Raw genomic sequence first — 17406 nt, forward strand, 5'->3', positions numbered from 1 at the left:
GGGCGGGGTCTCCTCCAGGGAGCTGCGGGACGTGGCTCCCACGATACAAGCCGGGGTATGCCGTCTCAGCCGGCCCGGAAGGGCTGCCCCGTGAGCGACTCGTAGGCCTCGACGTAGCGCGAGCGGGTGAGGGCGACGACGTCGTCCGGGAGCGCGGGAGGCGGGGTGTCGGACCCCCTGTCCCAGCCGCTCGCCGGGGAGGTCAGCCAGTCCCGCAGCACCTGCTTGTCGTAGGAGACCTGCGGGCGGCCGGGCGCCCAGGCGTCCGCACGCCAGAAGCGCGAGGAGTCGGGGGTGAGCACCTCGTCGGCGAGCACCACGTCGACGCGGTCCGGATCAACTGCGGCCCAGTCGATGTCGTCGTCCGGCCCTAGCCCCAGCTGGGCCGGGTCAATGCCGAACTCGACCTTGGTGTCCGCGATGAGGATCCCCCGTTCTGCGGCGATCGCGTTGCCCCGCAGCAGGATCCGCACCGTCAGGTCGCGCAGGCGGTCAGCGAGGCGCGGTCCGACCAGCGCAACGACGCCCTCGAAGGGGAGGGGCTGGTCGTGCTCGCCGACGGGTGCCTTGGTGCTCGGGGTGAAGACCGGCTCGGCCAGCCGGGACCCGTCCACCAGGCCAGGAGGCAGGGTGAGGCCGGAGACGGTGCCGTCCGCGTGGTACTCGGCCAGACCCCCGCCGGTCAGGTAGGCCCGGGCCACGCACTCCACGGGCAGCATCCGCAGGCGTCGGACGTAGACCGCCCGCCCGGCCACCTCGGGGGGCACGGCGGTCGACACGACGTGGTGCGGCGCCAGGTCGGCGAGCTGGTCGAACCACCAGAGCGAGAGCTGGGTCAGGACCGCACCCTTGTCGGGGATCGGCGTGGACAGGATGTGGTCGTAGGCGCTCACCCGGTCCGAGGCCACGAGCAGCAGACGGCCCTCGTCCCGCGCCCCCGTCGTGGGGTCGAGGGGCGCGTAGAGCTCGCGGACCTTGCCGGAGTAGAGGAGCTCGTGGCCGGGGAGGGCGGGACCGGGGATGGCGACCTCGCCCTGCTCCGCCGCCTGCGCGATGTCGCCCCGGACGTGCGAGCCTGCGAGGTGTATGCGGTGCACGGCACCGTACGCGCGGGCCCGGGCCTGCGACAGGCCCTCGCCGAGGCTCACGACGGACAGGACCCGGCCACCTGCCGAGACCACAGCGCCGTCCCGCAGTGCGGTGCCCGCGTGCAGGACGTGCACGCCCTCGACCGTCGCGGCCTCGTCCAGCCCGGTAATCTCGTCGCCGGTGCGGGGGGCGGCGGGGTATCCCTGGGCGGCCACGACCACGGCGACGCTGCTCTCCGGTGACCAGTCCAGGGGTGGGAGCTCTGCCAGCCGTCCCTCCGCGGCGGCGAGCAGGATGCCGGCAAGGGGGGTGCGCAGCCGGGCGAGGACGGACTGCGTCTCGGGGTCGCCGAAGCGGGCGTTGAACTCGACCACGCGCGGGCCGGCCGACGTCAGGGCCAGCCCGACGTAGAGGACGCCCGTGAACGGTGTGCCCCGCCGGGCCATCTCCTCGACGGTCGGCAGGGCCACGGTGCCGACCACCTCCTGGACAAGGCCGGGGTGCTGCTCGTCGAGCCAGAGCAGGGGGGTGTAGGCACCCATCCCCCCGGTGTTGGGGCCGGAGTCGCCGTCGCCGACGCGCTTGAAGTCCTGGGCCGGTGCCAGCGGCACGACGGTCGCCCCGTCGGCCAGGCAGAACAGGGACACCTCCGGCCCGTCGAGGAAGTCCTCGACGACGACGCGACCGCCCGACCGGGCCAGGCAGGCGGCGGCGTGCTCCAGCGCGGCGTCCAGGTCGTCGGTGACGACGACCCCCTTGCCGGCCGCGAGCCCGTCCTCCTTGACGACGTAGGGGGCGCCGGTGGCCGCGAGGGCGGCCCGGACCTGCTCCTGCGTCGTGCAGACGTGGGCCGCGGCGGTCGGCACCCCGGCGGCGGCCATGACCTCCTTGGCGAAGGACTTGCTGCCCTCCAGCCGGGCGGCCGCGGCGGTCGGGCCGAAGCACGGGATCCCTGCAGCCGTCAGGGCGTCGACCACCCCCGCTACCAGCGGGCCCTCGGGGCCGACGACGACGAGGTCCACACCCTCCGTCCTGGCGACCCCGACCACGGCCGGGACGTCGGCCGGATCGCCCGCGACGCACCGGGCCACCTCGGCGATCCCCGGGTTGCCCGGCAGGGCCAGCAGCTCGCCGACCTCCGGGTCGAGGGACAGGGAACGGGCCAGGGCGTGCTCGCGCGCGCCGGAGCCGAGGAGGAGGACCTTCACGCCCGCCGAGCCTACCGGTGGCGCGGGCCGGAGAAAGGTGGGGACATGGGTGTGGCCCTCCTGGAAGGCAGGGGGGGTATCTCCCAGGAGGACCACACTGCAGGGCAGGGTCGATCAGGGCTGATGGGGGGCATGCCCTGACGACTCGCACAATCCCTGCGCCGACCGAAGCCGGTGATGTCAGGTTGACACATCTCAACCACCTTTGTCACGTCGAGACCTGACGGGATGGTGCCAGTGACGGAGATCCGTCATGATGGGCGGGTGACGACGCGACCGGCGACCCCCTTGCCCGCCACGCACCGTCGTGTGAGGGGCGAGGCCTACGAGGAGTTCATCAGGAGCGTCTATCTCCTGGCGATCGGACTCGGGGCGCCCACCCGGGCCGGCCTGCGTGTGGACCTCGACGACGAGGACGTCACCGACGCCATGTCCGAGCTGGTCGCGAGGGGGATGCTCCTGCCGACGGGAGACCCGGACGCCTGGGTCGTCGTGCCGCCGCGGGAGGCCATGACCCGGCACGCCGACCGTCTGGAGCAGCGCGTCTCGATGGAGCGTGCGACGGCGGTGGAGCTCGATGCGTCCTGGCGACGGGCTGCCGGACTGTCGGGATCACAGCTCAGCCCCGACCTCGACGTCCTCGGCGGGGTCGGCGAGATCGTGGACCGCATCCGCAGCCTGCACCGCACCGCGACCGCCCGGCTGTGGTGGGCCATGGACACCTCCGCCGCCACGGTAGAGATGCTGGGCCGGCTCGAGTGGGACGTCGACGAGCTCGCGGTGCGCCCCGGCGTGGACGTCCGGCTCGTCTTCGACACCTCGCTCCTGGAGCAGCCCGGGGCCCTGCGGCACCTCGAGCGCAGCGCCGCCCTCGGCCACGGGGTCCGGGTCGGCAGGGGGGTGCCGCTGGGGGTGCTCGTCAGCGACGACCGCGCCGTGCTGCTGGACCTCAGCGCCTTCGACCGGCAGGGCGACGGTTCCGTGGAGTCTCGTCGACTGAGCCAGGTCAGGGCCGGCGCCCGGCTCCTGGAGGAGATCTGGCAGCTGTCGACACCGTTCGCCCCGACGATGGAGGCGGCCCACCGGGCGCCCGGCGACCAGGCGCCGCTCGAGGCGCGCGACCACCGCATACTCGCTCTGCTCACCACCGGCCTGAGCGACCAGATCATCGCCCGCCAGACGGGGGTCTCGGTGCGCACCGTGGAGCGGCGGGTGCGCTATCTCATGGAGCACCTCGGCGCGGCCACCCGTTTCCAGGCGGGGGTGCAGGCGGCCCGGCGCGGATGGGTGTGAGGCCCGGGGCGGACGGGGGCGCGCGTCCGCGCAGGTAGAGTTGGTGCTTCGCCAGGGGAGAACGACCGGCACACGACCGTGCGGTTGCGTCAGGAGGGAACGAGTGAGCGCCACGACGAACGACGTCGTCGCCGCGGAGATCGCGGCCGAGCAGGCGCACGTCGACCGTGTCTACGCCGAGCTGGCCAAGGCCGCCGAGCGGGTCGAGCTGATCCACGCGGAGGGGATGCAGCGCGGACAGACCGACCGCAAGGGCACCGGCGACCCCCGCGAGGAGGAGATGGTCGGGCTCTACGAGCGGGACGCGCTGGTCTTCTCCGCCGGCCGCCGACGGGCCTCGCTGCAGAACCAGCACGAGGGGCTGGTCTTCGGACGCCTCGACCTCGACCACGGTGGGGGTGACCACACCGGCCGCGAGGTCCGCTACGTCGGTCGCCTCGGGGTGCGCGACGACGACTACGAGCCGCTGGTCATCGACTGGCGCGCGCCGGCGGCCGCCCCGTTCTACCGAGCGACCCCCGTCGACCCCCAGGGCGTGCTGCGCCGTCGCGTGCTGCGCTGCCGGGGCGAGGAGGTCGTGGGCGTCGAGGACGACCTCATGGTCGCCGAGGCGCCTGACGACGTGGTCGTGGTCGGCGACGGTGCGCTCATGGCCGCGCTGACCCGCAGCCGGGGCGAGCGGATGCGCGACATCGTCGCCACCATCCAGCAGCACCAGGACGAGGCGATCCGCGCCCCCGCCCGCGGCGTCACCGAGATCACCGGTGGGCCGGGCACCGGCAAGACCGTCGTCGCCCTGCACCGGGCCGCGTACCTGCTCTACTCCGACCGCCGCCGCTACGAGGGCGGAGGGGTGCTCGTGGTGGGACCCTCCGCCGCCTACACGGCATACATCGAGCGGGTCCTGCCCTCCCTCGGGGAGGACACGGTCATGCTGCGCTCCCTGGGCGACGTGGTCGCCGGGATGACGGCCACCCGCCTCGACCCGCCGGCGACCGCCGCGGTGAAGGGCTCGCTGCGGATCCGTCGCCTGCTGGCGCGGCTCTCGCGCGAGCCCGTCCCGGGCGCTCCCACACAGCTGCGCACCTTCGTCGCCGGCCACGCGCTGCGTCTGACCGAGCAGGACCTCGACCGTGCCCGTCATCAGGTGCTGCGGCACCACCACCGCAACACCTCCTACGACGCCGCGGTGCGCGCGCTCGCCGACGTGGCCTGGCAGCAGGTGCACGGCGGGGAGCGGCAGGACTTCCTGGAGCGGTTCACCGACTCCGGCGACGTCGAGGCGTTCGTGCGCCAGTGGTGGCGCCCGGTCGACCCGCGCGAGGTGCTGCTCTGGCTCGCCGACGAGGAGCTGGTCCGCCGGCTGGGGGCGTCCGAGCAGGACGCGCGCCTGCTGGCGGCGTCCTACCAGCTGGCGATCGAGACCGGCACCTGGACCGTCTCGGACGTGGCCATGATCGACGACCTGCACTCCCGGCTCGGAGCCGTCGTCGACCTGCCCGACGAGGAGCGCGGGTTCTACGAGATCGAGGAGCTCGACGACGCGACGCAGTACGGCGTCGCGGCGATCCGTCTCGGCCACGAGCCGGGGGCGTCCTCCTCCGCCACGGTCGACGAGGACGGCATGGTCCCGGCGATCGCGCCGTCGACCTCCCAGCGCATCTCGCAGGACCCCCGGACGCGCCTGCTCGCAGGGCGGCTGGGCACGGCGGAGGAGTACGCCCACGTGCTCGTCGACGAGGCCCAGGACCTCTCGCCGATGCAGTGGCGGATGCTCGGCCGGCGTGGACGGTGGGGTTCCTGGACCGTCGTCGGCGACCTCGCGCAGGCGTCGTGGTCGGACCTCGAGGAGGCCGCCCAGGCGCGCGAGGAGGCCTTCGGCAGCGCGGTGCGCCGCGGCTTCCACATGGACACCAACTACCGCAACGCCCGGGAGATCTTCGACCTGGCGGCGCGGATGATCCGCGAGCACGTGCCGGACGCCGACATCCCGGACGCCGTGCGCGAGACCGGGCACGAGCCGCTCGAGCTGACCGCGCCGGCCAGCTCCGTCGTGACGGCGGCGTCGGCGGCGGTGCAGGAGATGCTGGGCCAGGTGGACGGGCAGGTCGCGGTGATCACCCCGCAGGTATGGCGTGCTGCCGTGGAGCCGCTCGAGGCCCAGGACGAGCGGGTCGTGGTCGTGGACCCGCTCTCGGCCAAGGGGCTGGAGTGGGACGCGACGCTGGTCCTGGACCCGGACGCGATCGTCGCCGAGTCGCCGGGCGGGGTCCGGGTGCTCTACGTCGCCCTGACGCGGGCGGCCCACCGGATGGCCGTCCTGCGCCCTGTGGACTGACCGGGAAGGAGCGGGGGTCCGGGCGGCTAGGGTTCGGAAGGTGAGCACCGCCCTCTACCGTCGCTACCGGCCCGAGTCCTTCGCCGACGTCATCGGCCAGGAGCACGTCACCGAGCCGTTGATGCAGGCGCTCCGCTCGGGGCGGGTCAACCACGCCTATCTCTTCTCCGGCCCGCGCGGCTGCGGCAAGACCACCAGCGCACGGATCCTCGCCCGCTGCCTCAACTGCGAGGAGGGACCGACGCCGGAGCCGTGCGGAGTGTGCGAGTCCTGCGTGGCACTGGCCCGCGACGGGGCGGGGTCGATCGACGTCATCGAGATCGACGCCGCCAGCCACGGTGGCGTCGACGACGCCCGCGACCTGCGCGAGCGGGCCGCCTTCGGACCGGCGCAGTCCCGGTACAAGGTCTACATCATCGACGAGGCGCACATGGTGACGCCCAACGGCTTCAACGCCCTGCTGAAGGTCGTCGAGGAGCCGCCGCCGCACGTGAAGTTCATCTTCGCCACGACCGAGCCGGAGAAGGTGCTGGCCACCATCCGCTCGCGGACGCACCACTACCCCTTCCACCTCGTCCCCCCGCAGCGGCTCACGTCATACCTGGAGCAGTTGTGCGGGCAGGAGGGGGCGGCGCTGGAGCCAGGGGTGCTGTCGTTCGTCACCCGCGCCGGCGGAGGGTCCGTGCGTGACTCCCTGTCGGTGCTGGACCAGCTCATCTCCGGGGCGGGGGAGGAGGGGCTCACCTACGAGCGGACGGCGGCGCTGCTCGGCTTCACGGACGTGGAGCTCATCGACGCGGTCGTCGACGCCGTCGCCGCGGGTGACGCCGCGACGGTCTTCCAGCAGGTCGACAAGGTGATGGAGTCGGGGCACGACCCGCGCCGGTTCGTCGAGGACCTGCTCGAGCGCTACCGCGACCTCATCGTGCTGGCCGCGGTCGGCGAGCAGGCGGCGGCCGGTGGTCTCCTGCCCGGACTGCCCGAGGACCAGATCGACCGGATGCGCCACCAGGCCAAGGTGCAGGGCCCCGAGGCGCTCTCGCACGCGGCCGACGTCATCAACCGCGGCCTGTCGGAGATGAGCGGGGCGGTGTCCTTCCGGCTCATGCTCGAGCTGCTCGTCGCGCGGCTGCTGCTTCCCACCGCCACCGGCGAGGAGGGCTATGGCGCACGCCTGGACCGCATCGAGCGTCGCCTCGCCGCGGCGGACGTGGGTGGGGCCGCCGCTCCCGCTGCCCGGCGGGCAGAGGGGCAGCGGCCCGAGGTGCATCGTCCCGAGGTGCAGCGGCCTGCGTCGCCGCGCCCCGGCCCGGTGGAGCAGCGCGGGCCCGAGCAGAACGAGCCTGAGCAGAACGAGCCTGACGACGTAGAGGCGGACGTGTCCGAGGCGACGCAGCCCCGGCCTCCAGGCGCGCTGGACACGGCGGCGCTGCGGCGCCAGTGGCCGGACGTGCTCGAGCGCGTGCGCCTCATCAGCCGGCGCACGTGGAGCGGCCTGCAGATGGCCGTGCTGCTGGAGTACGACGGCCAGCGTGTCCTGCTCGGGATGCCCGACGAGGCGTGGGTGAAGCACTTCGTCGGGACCCAGCACCAGGAGGCGCTGAGGCAGGCGCTGATCGAGGCCATCGCCCTGGACACGCGCATCGAGGCGGTCGTGACCGGCCCACGGGGGCAGCGGGACGCCGAGCAGACGGCGGCGGTGCAGCGTGCTGCTCCGGAGCACGCGACGCCGCCCGATGCGGCCCAGGCACAGGCCCCGCCGCTCCAGCGAGAGCCGCAGCCGCAGCCGCAGCCAGAGCAGGAGCAGGCGCCGGAGCCTCCGGAGCACGAGCAGCCCCGGGAGGCGCAGCGCCGGCCCGCCCAGTCGCAGGTGCCTCAGCAGATCGGCGCAGACGTGGTTCCGCCCAGCGCCCCCCGGGTTCGGACGCGGGCCGGGCAGCAGGGTGGCGGGTCGCCGGCCTGGACGCCGGCTCCCTCCCCACCGGCAGCCGCACCCCCTACCCCTGCGTCGGCTCCCGGGCCACTCGCCGACGCGCCGGACTCGTCCGCCGGCGAGCCGTCCATGGCAGAGCAGCTGGGAGCCGCCCGCCCCACGGCGCCCGAGGACGGCCAGGACTGGGCCCGGCAGGCAGCGTCCAGCGCGGCCCCCGCCTGGGTCACCTCCGAGGCGCCGGCCGTGGCGCGACCGGTGCGCACGCGCGCGGGCGGCAGGCCCGGCGCGAGCGCACCGACCCCGGCTGCCGGCGGCCGGTCGTCCGGGTCGTCCGGGTCGTCCGGGTCGTCCGCGGCCGAGCCGTCCACGGAGGCCGCCCCGGTCAACTCGCCGGACGCGCCGAGGCCCGACGACGAGGACCTGGCGAGCTCGGGCTCGGTGGGGCAACCGGTCATCGAGAACGTGCTGGGTGGCCGGGTGATCGCGATCAACGACGACCCGGTGGGGTGAGAGGACAGCCATGATCTACGAGATGCTCCACCCGGTCGTGACCCCCGTCGCCACCGCCATCTTCCGGCCGGAGGTGGTCAGCCCTGGCAACGTCCCGCCCGACGGCCCGGTGATCCTGGCCAGCAACCACCTCTCACTCTCCGACAGCTTCGTCATCCCGCTGACCTCTCCGCGCCAGGTGGCCTTCCTGGCCAAGTCCGAGTACTTCACCGGCACCGGCGTGAAGGGCTGGCTGAGCCGGGAGTGGTTCACCGGCGTCGGCTCCATCCCGGTCAATCGGGACGACGTGCGCGCTGCCCAGCAGTCCCTCGACCTGGCCCTGGCGCACCTGCGGGGCGGCGGTGCCTTCGGCATCTATCCCGAGGGCACGCGCTCGCGTGACGGTCGCCTCTACCGCGGCCGCACCGGCGTCGCCTGGCTCGCCCTGCAGGCAGGGTGCCCGGTCGTGCCGGTCGCCCTCACCGGCACGGACAAACTCATGCCGGTCGGCGCCAGGCTGCCCAGGAGGGTCCCGGTCCGGGTGGAGTTCGGGACCCCCATCGAGGTGGCCGGACGCTTCGACGGCATCCCCCAGGGTCGGGCCCGTCGAGAGCTCACCGACGAGGTGATGGCCGCGATCCTGTCCATGTCGGGGCAGGAGTGGGCGGGGGAGTACAACCAGCGCACGCCCGAGCTCCCCGCCTGACCGAGGGCGCGCACCGCTTACCTGGCCACCGCCACCACGCCGGTCCGGGCGGGGACCGCCGCACCGCGCGTCCGGTCGGGGGTGGTCAGGGTGAGCGCCTAGAGTCGACCCTTGTGTACGAAGGCGTGGTCCAGGACCTGATCGACGAGCTGGGGCGGTTGCCCGGCGTCGGTCCCAAGGGCGCGCAGCGCATCGCCTTCCACCTGCTGACCGCCGACCCGGAGGAGATCACCCGGCTGGCCGACGTGCTGGTCCAGATCCGCGAGAGGGTCAGCTTCTGCGAGATCTGCGGCAACGTCGCCGAGGGTGAGCAGTGCCGGATCTGCCTCGACCCACGGCGCGACCCGGCACTGATCTGCGTCGTCGAGCAGTCCCAGGACGTCGCGGCGGTCGAGCGCACCCGAGAGTTCCGGGGGCGCTACCACGTGCTCGGCGGGGCCATCAACCCGATCGGGGGGGTCGGGCCTGAGGACCTCCGGGTGCGCGAGCTGCTCACCCGCCTCGCGGACGGCCAGGTCAGCGAGGTGATCCTGGCCACCGACCCCAACCTCGAGGGGGAGGCCACGGCGACCTACCTGGCACGGATGCTGATCACCTACGAGGGGGTCCGCGTGAGCCGGCTGGCGTCGGGCCTGCCGGTGGGTGGCGACCTGGAGTATGCCGACGAAGTGACCCTCGGGCGCGCCTTCGAGGGGCGGCGTGTGCTGTCGACGGGCATCCTGTCGGAGATGTCGCCGGGGAGGCCGCCGGGTGGCCCCCGGACGTGATCCTGCACCGCCGGGCCGGGCGCTCTAGGGTGGAGGCATGACCGAGGTCCAGGAGGACGGTTGGGGTCAGCTGGCCCACGAGATGCACGCCGAGGTGGTCGCCTACCTCGCGTCGCTGGAGGAGGTCGCCTCGGGGGAAGCCCCGGAGGCAGCGCTGCCGGTGCTGCTGCTCGCGGTCGGTCAGCTGTGCGCCGCCGGAGCCCGGCTGGGTGCCCTCGTCGACGTCGTGCCGGAGGAGCGCTTCGAGCCCGACAGCGGACCGGACACCGACCTGGAGCGCATCCGCGCCTCGCTGCACGCCCAGCTCGGGGGCCTGGACACCTATTGCGACCTCGAGGACCCCGTCCTCTCCGGAGAGGTCACCAGCGGCTCTCTGTCCGCCGACCTCGTCTCGGTCGCGGCCGACCTCTGCCACGCGCTCGACCACTACCGTGCAGACAACCTGACCGAGGCGATGTGGTGGTGGCAGTTCAGCTACCTGTCGTCGTGGGGGGAGCGGGCGGCCTCGGCGCTGCGGGTGCTGCAGGCGTTGCTCGCGCACGTGCGGCTCGATGCCGACGACGAGCAGGTCATGGAGGCCGAGATGGCGGCTCTGCACCAGGTGGACGAGGAGCCCGCACCCGTCCAGGCGTAGCACCCGCACACCCGGACACCCGGCGTCCGGACACCCGGCGTCCGTCTGGCGCCCACCGGGGTGGGGCGCCGAGAATGCCGGACACAGGTGTCGGGCCGCGGTCGCGACGTCTGGCGCGCCCTCCCACCGGCGACAGCTCGTGCATCCCGCACGCTGCGCGACGTGCGCCATAGCGCGACTCTTGCTGCAGCGTGCGACCGGCACGAGGGGGGTGCTGGTCCTGCTGGGTGGCGCCGCCGGCGCCGCACGTCGCCGACGTCCTGGTGTCCGCCTGGCCTCAGGACGCCGGCGGGTCCTCGGCCAGCTCGTTGGGGATGGTCGCGGGGTCGACGGGGGCGCCCGAGCGGTAGGCCGCCCGGCCGAGGTTGTTCGAGGCGACCGAGGACATGATGACGAACCCGAGCACCGCGATGACGACCTTGACCAGGTCCAGCCAGTCGAAGCCGTTGCTGCGCACGTCGTGGACGAAGGCGCCCATCACGATGAGCGGCAGTCCCAGGCCCGTGGCGGCCGACAGCACGTTGATCCTCGAGAGGCCGTCGCGCGCCTTGAGCATGGCTACGGCGCTGACGAGCACGAAGGCGGCGCCGGTCAGGCACAGCAGCCCGACGATCACGGTGACGACCATCAGCGCCTCCCCCGGGTCAGGATGCGCGACAGGGCCACGGTGGCCAGGATCCCGATCATGGAGGCGATCGCCGCGATGTCGAAGACGATCGAGGAGCTGACCGCCAGCGCGCCCATGACGATGATCCCGACCGCGCAGAAGTAGAGCAGGTCGCTGACGGCGGCGACCGAGGCGTCGTCGGTGGCGGTGTAGAGGCGGATGAGCCCCAGCACTGCGGAGACGACGAGGACGCCGACCGTGCCGACCACGACGACCGTCATGACGTGCTCCCCTTCCAGGCCCGGCCCCGGGTCATCCGCAGCACCCGGTCCTCCATGCCCCGCAGCGCGCCCCGGACCTCCTCGGGCTCGGAGGCGTAGATGGCGTGGACGTAGAGGGTCGGCGGCGTGCCCCCGGCGGCGCCGGCGATGCCGACGGTGATGGTCCCCGGCGTGATCGTGATCGAGGACGCCATCACGCTGATCTCCAGGTCGGTGCTGCAGCGCAACGGTAGCTCCAGGATCGCCGGGTCCATGTCGACCCCGGGCACGACGGCGTCGCGCGCCACGGCGAGGGCGCCCTTGACGATCTCGCCCGTGAGCCACAACCCGTAGTGCGCCATGCGCAGGGGATTCATCATCCGAGCACAGCCTCGACGTAGGGAGCGGTGTCGACGAGGCCCTGGGCCGCGCGCGTGGTGAGCTGCATCAGCTGGCCGGCTCCGAAGAACATCGCCAGCTGGACGGCGATGAGCGTGGCCCCGGGCGCCCACAGACGCAGGGGCACCACGACGTCGTCGGTGAGCGTGGCGAGCCGGGCACGACCGGCCTCCGGGCTGTCGGGGCGGTAGTCGTCCATCGGCTGCCCCCAGAACACACCGGTCCACAGCCGCTGCATGGCGACCAGGCTGAGGACCGCGGCGAGCAGGATGGTGGTCAGCAGCACCCACCCCTGCCAGCTCGCGGACCCGGCGGCCGCGCTCACGAGCGCCACCTTGCCGAAGAAGCCCGAGGAGATGGGGATGCCGACGAGGGACAGCAGCCCCAGGGCGGTCAGCACGGCCACGGCGGGGTCACGGTGGATGAGGCCGGAGAGCCGCTCGTAGCGGCCGCTGCCGTAGACCTGCTCGATCGCGCCCGCCAGCAGCAGCAGGGCTCCCATCGTGACGATGTGGTGGACCATGTAGAACAGGCCGGCGGCCAGCGAGGCGGTCGTGAGCAGGACCACGCCCACGAGGATGTGCCCCACCCCGGCCACCATCTGCCAGGCCAGCGCCCGCCGGACGATGTGCTCGCCGAACGTGCTCCAGGCGCCGACGGCGAGGGTCAGCGTGACCAGGACCACGAGCACCACCGCCCACGGGGCGGGTCCGTCGAAGAGGGTGGCGTAGACCCGGTACATCGCGTAGAGAGCGACCTTGGTGTGCAGGGCGGAGAAGAGGGCCATCATCCCGGCGGACGTCGCCGGGTAGGTCTGCGGGAGCCAGCCGTGCACGGGCACGATCGCCCCCTTGACCCCGAGCGCGATCATCACGACCGCCGCGGCCAGCGCGAGGCCGGGCTCGGAGGAGGCCCGGTCGGCCAGCACGGCGAGGTTGACCGAACCGGACACGGCATACACCAGCCCGACCCCGGTGAGCAGGATGGCGCTGGTGAGCAGGTTGACGACCACGAAGGTGCGACCGATCCCCAGCCGTCGCCAGGTGCCCGTCACCGCGATGAGCGCGTAGGAGGGCAGCAGCATGACCTCGACCATGACGAAGAGGTTGAACAGGTCGCCGGTGAGGAAGGCCCCGTTGACGCCGCCGTGCAGCATCAGCGCGAGGGCGGGGACGAAGCGGTAGTGGTCCTCCCTGGTGACGCAGAGGAACCACAGCGTCACCAGGGTCGCGAGCGAGGTGACGGCGAGCATGAGCGCCGAGAGGGTGTCGGACACGAACGGGATGGCCACCCCCGGCGCGAACGCCCCGACCTGGTGGGCCAGCACGGGCTCGGTCCGGTGGTGGAGCAGCAGGAGGACGGCCGTGACCAGCGTCGCGGCCGGCACCCCCAGCATGACCGTGCGCTGCACGAGGCGGTGCCGGACGATGACCAGCAGGCCCGCGGCGAGGAGCGGGACCGCGAGCAGCAACGGCAGGACGGCGGCGTTCACGTGGCCCGCTCCTCGCCGGTCGCCGGCATCCGCTTGGTGTCGTCGCTGTGCCCGATGACCGCCATCGCGAGCATGAGCACCGTCACCGCGAAGGCGATGACGATCGCGGTGAGCACGAAGGCGTGCGGCAGCGGGTCGGTCGCGAGCGACGGGTCGACGCGGTCGGGCAGCGGCTCCCCGCGCCAGGCGCTGACCCCGCCGAGCAGGAGCAGGAGGTTGGCCGCGTGGCTGAGCAGCGCAAGCCCGAAGATGATGCGCACCATGCCGCGCTGCAGCAGCAGGTAGACCCCGCCGGTGACGAGGACGGCGATGGAGAGGGGGATGATCACGGGTCGCTCCGATCACCGATGCTGCCCGGGGGGACCCCGTGGGTGAGGTATGTCGTGCGCCTCCCGACGCGTCCGCGGCCGCGCGGGTCGGGACCCTCCGGGACCCCGGCGGCCTCGGTCGAGGCCAGGGCCCGCTCCCGGGCCACCCGTTCGCGCTCCTCGAGCTCGCTGGGGGTCTCCCCGCGCGTGCTGTCCATCGGTCCGGTGAGCTCCCCCTCGACAGACTCGTCGGCCCGCTCGCGGGTCCGTTCCCGCCCACCGGTGGCGCCGAGCAGGTTGAACGCCTCCATGACCAGACCCAGGACGGCGGCGTAGACGCCGAGGTCGAAGAGGAGGGCCGAGGTGAGGTAGAGGCTGCCGACGTCACCGCTGATCGGGGCCAGGAACGAGCCCTCGGCGGCGACGCCCCACAGGCCCGTGAGCACCGCCAGGGAGATGCCGGCCCCGATGAGGATCATCGGCAGCCGCGCCGGGCCGACCGCCTGGTCGCGGGCCGAGGCCAGGTAGATGAGCGCGACCACCGTCGAGCCCACGAGGGCGGCGATGAACCCGCCGCCGGGAGAGTTGTGGCCGCGCCAGAAGAGGATCAACGAGATGATGACGAGCAGCGGGGCGGTGAGGCGGACGAGCAGCTGCATGGGCACGGCGTTGCCCCAGGCCGCGTTGATCGCCCGGTGCGCCGGGCTGCCGGGCGGGCGCAGGGCGATCTCGGGGTCGGGCACGAAGCTGCGGTCCTGCTCCGGTGGCGGGTCGAGGTAGCGGTCCCGCACCGTCGAGATGATCGCCACCATCGCAGCCCCCGCCATCCCCAGCACGGTGAGCTCGCCGAGGGTGTCCAGTGCCCGGAACTCGACGAGGATCGTGTTGACGACGTTGTAGCCGTGGGTGATCCCGGGTCCCTGCGTGAGGTAGTAGTCGGCGATCTCCGAGCGTTCCCGGCGCCCCGTCAGGGCGAAGGCGCCCAGGCCGGTGGCCGCGCCGGTCGTCACCGCGAGCGCGATGGCGGCCTTCTGGCCCCAGCGCGGCGAGCGGCCGAAGCGCAGCGGCAGCTTCTGCAGCACGAGCATGATCATGAGGATGGTGAGCGCCTCGACGAGCAGCTGGGTCAGCCCGACGTCGGGGCCGCCCAGAGCGAAGATCTGCACGGTGATGCCGATGCCCACCGCCGACAGGCTGACCGTGGCCGCCAGCCGGGACTGCGAGATGCACACGCCGAGCACGCCGAGGAGGATGACCACGAGCGCGACGGCGTCGGTCCACCGGTCCAGGTCGGGGTGCTGCTCAGCCAGCCGGCCGGTGAGGAGCAGCCCGGCCGAGCCCCCACCCAGGACCGATGCCAGGACGACGAGCACCGGTGCGACGTGCCGGGTGGGGCTGTCCGCGCGCACGAGGAGGGCGAGCTGCATACCGGCTCGGGCCACCGGGGCAATGAGCGCGGCGATGACCCCGGCTCCGTCGGTGCCGAAGGTCTCCCGCTCCAGCGCCGGCAGGAGCGTGCGGCGGCCCAGGACAACGAGGACTCCGAGCGTGAGGATGACCAGCGTCGCGACGAGCTCGGCGTTGACCCCGTGCCAGAGCGACAGGTGGGTCTCGGGCTCCACGTGCGGCAGCGCCGCGGCGACGGCCCGGTCGACCGGGGTGTCGAGGACGCCGATGGCGAACGCCAGGGGCACCCCGGCGAGGATCGGCAGCGCGGCGAAGATGCCGAGGGCCGGCGGAGTGGGGTGGAGCGGCTCGTCCTCGGCCCAGCGGTCGCCCCCGCGACCGTCGACGAAGCCGTGGTAGACGATCTTGGCGCAGTAGGCGAAGGTCAGGACGGAGGCCAGCGTCCCGCCGACCAGGGCCGCCCAGCCGGTCCAGGCGGGGCCCGGGGACTCGAGCAGACCGGTGAAGATGGCCTCCTTGGAGGCGAAGCCGAGCATCGGCGGGATCCCGGCCATCGAGGCGCACCCCAGCACCGTCGTCCAGAACGCCAGCGGCATGGCCCGGCGCAGCTCGGGCAGGCGGCGCACGTCCCGCGTGCCGGTGGCGTGGTCGATGACGCCGACCATCATGAACAGGCCGGACTTGAAGAGCGCGTGCGCGATGACGTGCAGGACGGCAGCGGCGAGGGCGTACTCCGTGCCGACACCGATGGCGGCCACGATGAGGCCCAGCTGGCTGACCGTGGAGTAGGCCATCAGCTTCTTGAGGTCGGTCTTCTGCAGCGCGAAGAAGCCGCCGAGGGCGCAGGTGAACAGCCCGACGACGATGAGCGTCGCGTTCCACACCGCCACGTCGTGGAAGAGCGGCGAGAAGCGCATCAGCAGGAAGATCCCGGCCTTGACGACCGCCGCCGCGTGCAGGTAGGCGCTGACCGGCGTGGCGGCCGCCATCGCGTCCGGCAGCCAGACGTGGAACGGGAACTGCGCCGACTTGGTGAAGGCCGACAGCAGCACGAGGACGGCCACGCCCGTCGTCAGGCCCGGGCGCTCGTCCCACACCGGGTGGGCGAGGGCCTCCTGCAGACCGGTGGTCCCGGTCGCCGCCACCATGATCCCGACGGCGGCGAGCAGCGTCAGCCCGCCGAGAAAGGTGATGAGCAGGGTGCGCATCGAGGCGGCCTCACCGGAGAATCCGGAGCGGGCGATCAGCAGGAAGCTGGCCAACGAGGTCAGCTCCCAGCACAGGAAGAGCAGGATGAGGTCGTCGGCCAGCACCAGGCCGACCATCGCCAGGGTGAAGACGGCCAGGTAGAGGTAGAACGTCAGGTGGCGCCCGGGCTTGAGGTACGCGGTGGAGTACGCGAGCACCACCGCGCCGATGACCAGCGCGATCATCGTGAAGACGACGCCGATCCCGTCGGCGCGCAGGGACAGCTCCACCCCCAGGTCCGGGACCCAGGGCCGGCTCCAGGTGACGACCTCGCCGGCCATGACGCTCCTGGCGGCCGGCCAGAACGCCGCCGCGCCCGCGAGGTAGAGGGCGGCCAACCCCCAGCCGGCGTGCCGGCCCAGCAGACGGGTGAGGGGGAAGCTCGCGAGCACGGACAGGGCGCACACCGCGAGGGTCAGGACCAGGGTCATGGCCGCCGCTCGCGGACGCTGCCCACCGTCGCTGAGGTTCGACGGCGACGGCGCATGGCGGGGAGTCTAGCAACCGGGACGGACCCACCCCGGGACGCCTCAGGGGCGCCGGACCGGGTGGTCCGACGCCCCTGAGCCCCGAGGGTGGCGGTGCCTCAGGCGGGCACGACGAGCCCGGAGGTCGCGGTGCGCGCGTTGGCGAGACGCTGCTGGACGTCGGCCCAGTTCACGACGTTCCACCACGCGGACACGTAGTCGGCCTTGACGTTCTTGTACTGCAGGTAGAAAGCGTGCTCCCACATGTCGAGCATCAGCAGCGGGGTCTGGCCGATCGGCACGTTGCCCTGCTGGTCCCACAGCTGGAAGACCAGCGGGGACTGGCTGATGGAGTCCCAGGACAGGACGGCCCAGCCGGAGCCCTGGATGGTGGTGCCGGCGGCCTCGAACTGGCCCTTGAAGCCGTCGAAGGAGCCGAAGTGCTGGTCGATCGCGGCCGCGAGCTCGCCGTCGGGGCGGTCCCCGCCGTCGGGGGACATGTTCTGCCAGAACACGGAGTGGTTGGTGTGGCCACCGAGGTTGAAGGCGAGGTTCTTCTCCAGCATCGGCACGGTGCCGAAGTCGCCGGACTCGCGGGCCGCGGCCAGCTTCTCCAGCGCCGTGTTGGCGCCGTCGACGTAGGCCTTGTGGTGCTTGGAGTGGTGCAGCTCCATGATCTCGGCGCTGATGTGGGGCTCGAGCGCGGCGTAGTCGTAGGCAAGGTCGGGCAGGCTGTACGTGCTCACGAATCTCTCCTGATC

Annotated in this window: 14 protein-coding genes; 6 read left to right on the forward strand and 8 right to left on the reverse strand. The window is 72.9% G+C overall.

The window, feature by feature from the left end:
- Positions 1-65 precede the first annotated feature (65 nt).
- Positions 66-2297 (reverse strand): phosphoribosylamine--glycine ligase, encoded by a 2232-nt coding sequence (gene purD, locus ACI3ET_RS10520; RefSeq protein WP_405032992.1) that lies wholly within the window; start codon positions 2295-2297, stop codon positions 66-68.
- A gap of 264 nt (positions 2298-2561) precedes the next feature.
- On the opposite strand from purD, the gene ACI3ET_RS10525 reads away from it, so the two are divergent.
- From ACI3ET_RS10525 to ACI3ET_RS10550, 6 genes are all read left to right on the forward strand, one after another.
- Positions 2562-3590, forward strand: coding sequence for a helix-turn-helix transcriptional regulator (locus tag ACI3ET_RS10525; protein ID WP_405032993.1), 1029 nt, complete (start codon positions 2562-2564; stop codon positions 3588-3590).
- Between the two features lie 103 nt (positions 3591-3693).
- Positions 3694-5928 carry a HelD family protein gene (locus ACI3ET_RS10530; protein ID WP_405032994.1) on the forward strand — a complete coding sequence of 745 codons (2235 nt, stop codon included), beginning with the start codon at positions 3694-3696 and terminating at the stop codon, positions 5926-5928.
- A 40-nt stretch (positions 5929-5968) separates the two neighbouring features.
- Positions 5969-8371 carry a DNA polymerase III subunit gamma and tau gene (locus ACI3ET_RS10535; RefSeq protein ID WP_405032995.1) on the forward strand — a complete coding sequence of 801 codons (2403 nt, stop codon included), beginning with the start codon at positions 5969-5971 and terminating at the stop codon, positions 8369-8371.
- Between the two features lie 10 nt (positions 8372-8381).
- Complete coding sequence (locus ACI3ET_RS10540; RefSeq protein ID WP_405032996.1) at positions 8382-9056, forward strand: lysophospholipid acyltransferase family protein; 675 nt, start codon at positions 8382-8384, stop codon at positions 9054-9056.
- Positions 9057-9169: 113 nt separating this feature from the next.
- A complete protein-coding gene (gene recR / locus ACI3ET_RS10545; RefSeq protein WP_405032997.1) occupies positions 9170-9823 on the forward strand; it encodes a recombination mediator RecR in 654 nt (217 codons plus the stop codon).
- 37 nt (positions 9824-9860) lie between these two features.
- Entirely contained in the window at positions 9861-10457 is a 597-nt protein-coding gene (locus ACI3ET_RS10550; RefSeq protein ID WP_405032998.1) for a DUF5063 domain-containing protein, read from the forward strand.
- Positions 10458-10734: 277 nt separating this feature from the next.
- Here the strand turns inward: ACI3ET_RS10550 and ACI3ET_RS10555 are convergent, their stop codons facing one another.
- The 7 genes from ACI3ET_RS10555 to ACI3ET_RS10585 all read right to left on the reverse strand — a co-directional run bounded on the left by ACI3ET_RS10555 (position 10735) and on the right by ACI3ET_RS10585 (position 17391).
- Positions 10735-11085: a cation:proton antiporter gene (locus tag ACI3ET_RS10555; RefSeq protein WP_405032999.1), complete on the reverse strand. Its 351-nt coding sequence runs from the start codon at positions 11083-11085 to the stop codon at positions 10735-10737.
- Positions 11085-11345 carry a monovalent cation/H+ antiporter complex subunit F gene (locus tag ACI3ET_RS10560; RefSeq protein ID WP_405033000.1) on the reverse strand — a complete coding sequence of 87 codons (261 nt, stop codon included), beginning with the start codon at positions 11343-11345 and terminating at the stop codon, positions 11085-11087. The genes ACI3ET_RS10555 and ACI3ET_RS10560 overlap by 1 nt, the downstream gene beginning before the upstream one ends.
- Positions 11342-11704, reverse strand: coding sequence for a Na+/H+ antiporter subunit E (locus tag ACI3ET_RS10565; protein WP_405033001.1), 363 nt, complete (start codon positions 11702-11704; stop codon positions 11342-11344). Before ACI3ET_RS10565 ends, ACI3ET_RS10560 begins: the two co-directional genes overlap by 4 nt.
- Entirely contained in the window at positions 11701-13215 is a 1515-nt protein-coding gene (locus ACI3ET_RS10570; protein WP_405033002.1) for a proton-conducting transporter transmembrane domain-containing protein, read from the reverse strand. The genes ACI3ET_RS10565 and ACI3ET_RS10570 overlap by 4 nt, the downstream gene beginning before the upstream one ends.
- Entirely contained in the window at positions 13212-13544 is a 333-nt protein-coding gene (locus ACI3ET_RS10575) for a cation:proton antiporter subunit C (RefSeq protein ID WP_405033003.1), read from the reverse strand. Before ACI3ET_RS10575 ends, ACI3ET_RS10570 begins: the two co-directional genes overlap by 4 nt.
- Positions 13541-16609 (reverse strand): DUF4040 family protein, encoded by a 3069-nt coding sequence (locus ACI3ET_RS10580; RefSeq protein WP_405033004.1) that lies wholly within the window; start codon positions 16607-16609, stop codon positions 13541-13543. Before ACI3ET_RS10580 ends, ACI3ET_RS10575 begins: the two co-directional genes overlap by 4 nt.
- Before the next feature lie 155 nt (positions 16610-16764).
- Positions 16765-17391 (reverse strand): superoxide dismutase, encoded by a 627-nt coding sequence (locus ACI3ET_RS10585; protein WP_405033005.1) that lies wholly within the window; start codon positions 17389-17391, stop codon positions 16765-16767.
- Between the last annotated feature and the right edge of the window lie 15 nt (positions 17392-17406).

This window comes from Ornithinimicrobium jinqii (genome assembly GCF_045032595.1).
Lineage (GTDB): Bacteria > Actinomycetota > Actinomycetes > Actinomycetales > Dermatophilaceae > Ornithinicoccus.

Excerpts from the sequence above, each read along its gene's own strand:
- ACI3ET_RS10565 (WP_405033001.1), bottom strand. The coding sequence starts at position 11,704 with ATGATGAATCCCCTGCGCATGGCGCACTACGGGTTGTGGCTCACGGGC.
- ACI3ET_RS10550 (WP_405032998.1), top strand. The coding sequence starts at position 9,861 with ATGACCGAGGTCCAGGAGGACGGTTGGGGTCAGCTGGCCCACGAGATG.
- ACI3ET_RS10560 (WP_405033000.1), bottom strand. The coding sequence starts at position 11,345 with ATGACGGTCGTCGTGGTCGGCACGGTCGGCGTCCTCGTCGTCTCCGCA.
- ACI3ET_RS10555 (WP_405032999.1), bottom strand. The coding sequence starts at position 11,085 with ATGGTCGTCACCGTGATCGTCGGGCTGCTGTGCCTGACCGGCGCCGCC.
- ACI3ET_RS10580 (WP_405033004.1), bottom strand. The coding sequence starts at position 16,609 with ATGACCCTGGTCCTGACCCTCGCGGTGTGCGCCCTGTCCGTGCTCGCG.
- ACI3ET_RS10540 (WP_405032996.1), top strand. The coding sequence starts at position 8,382 with ATGATCTACGAGATGCTCCACCCGGTCGTGACCCCCGTCGCCACCGCC.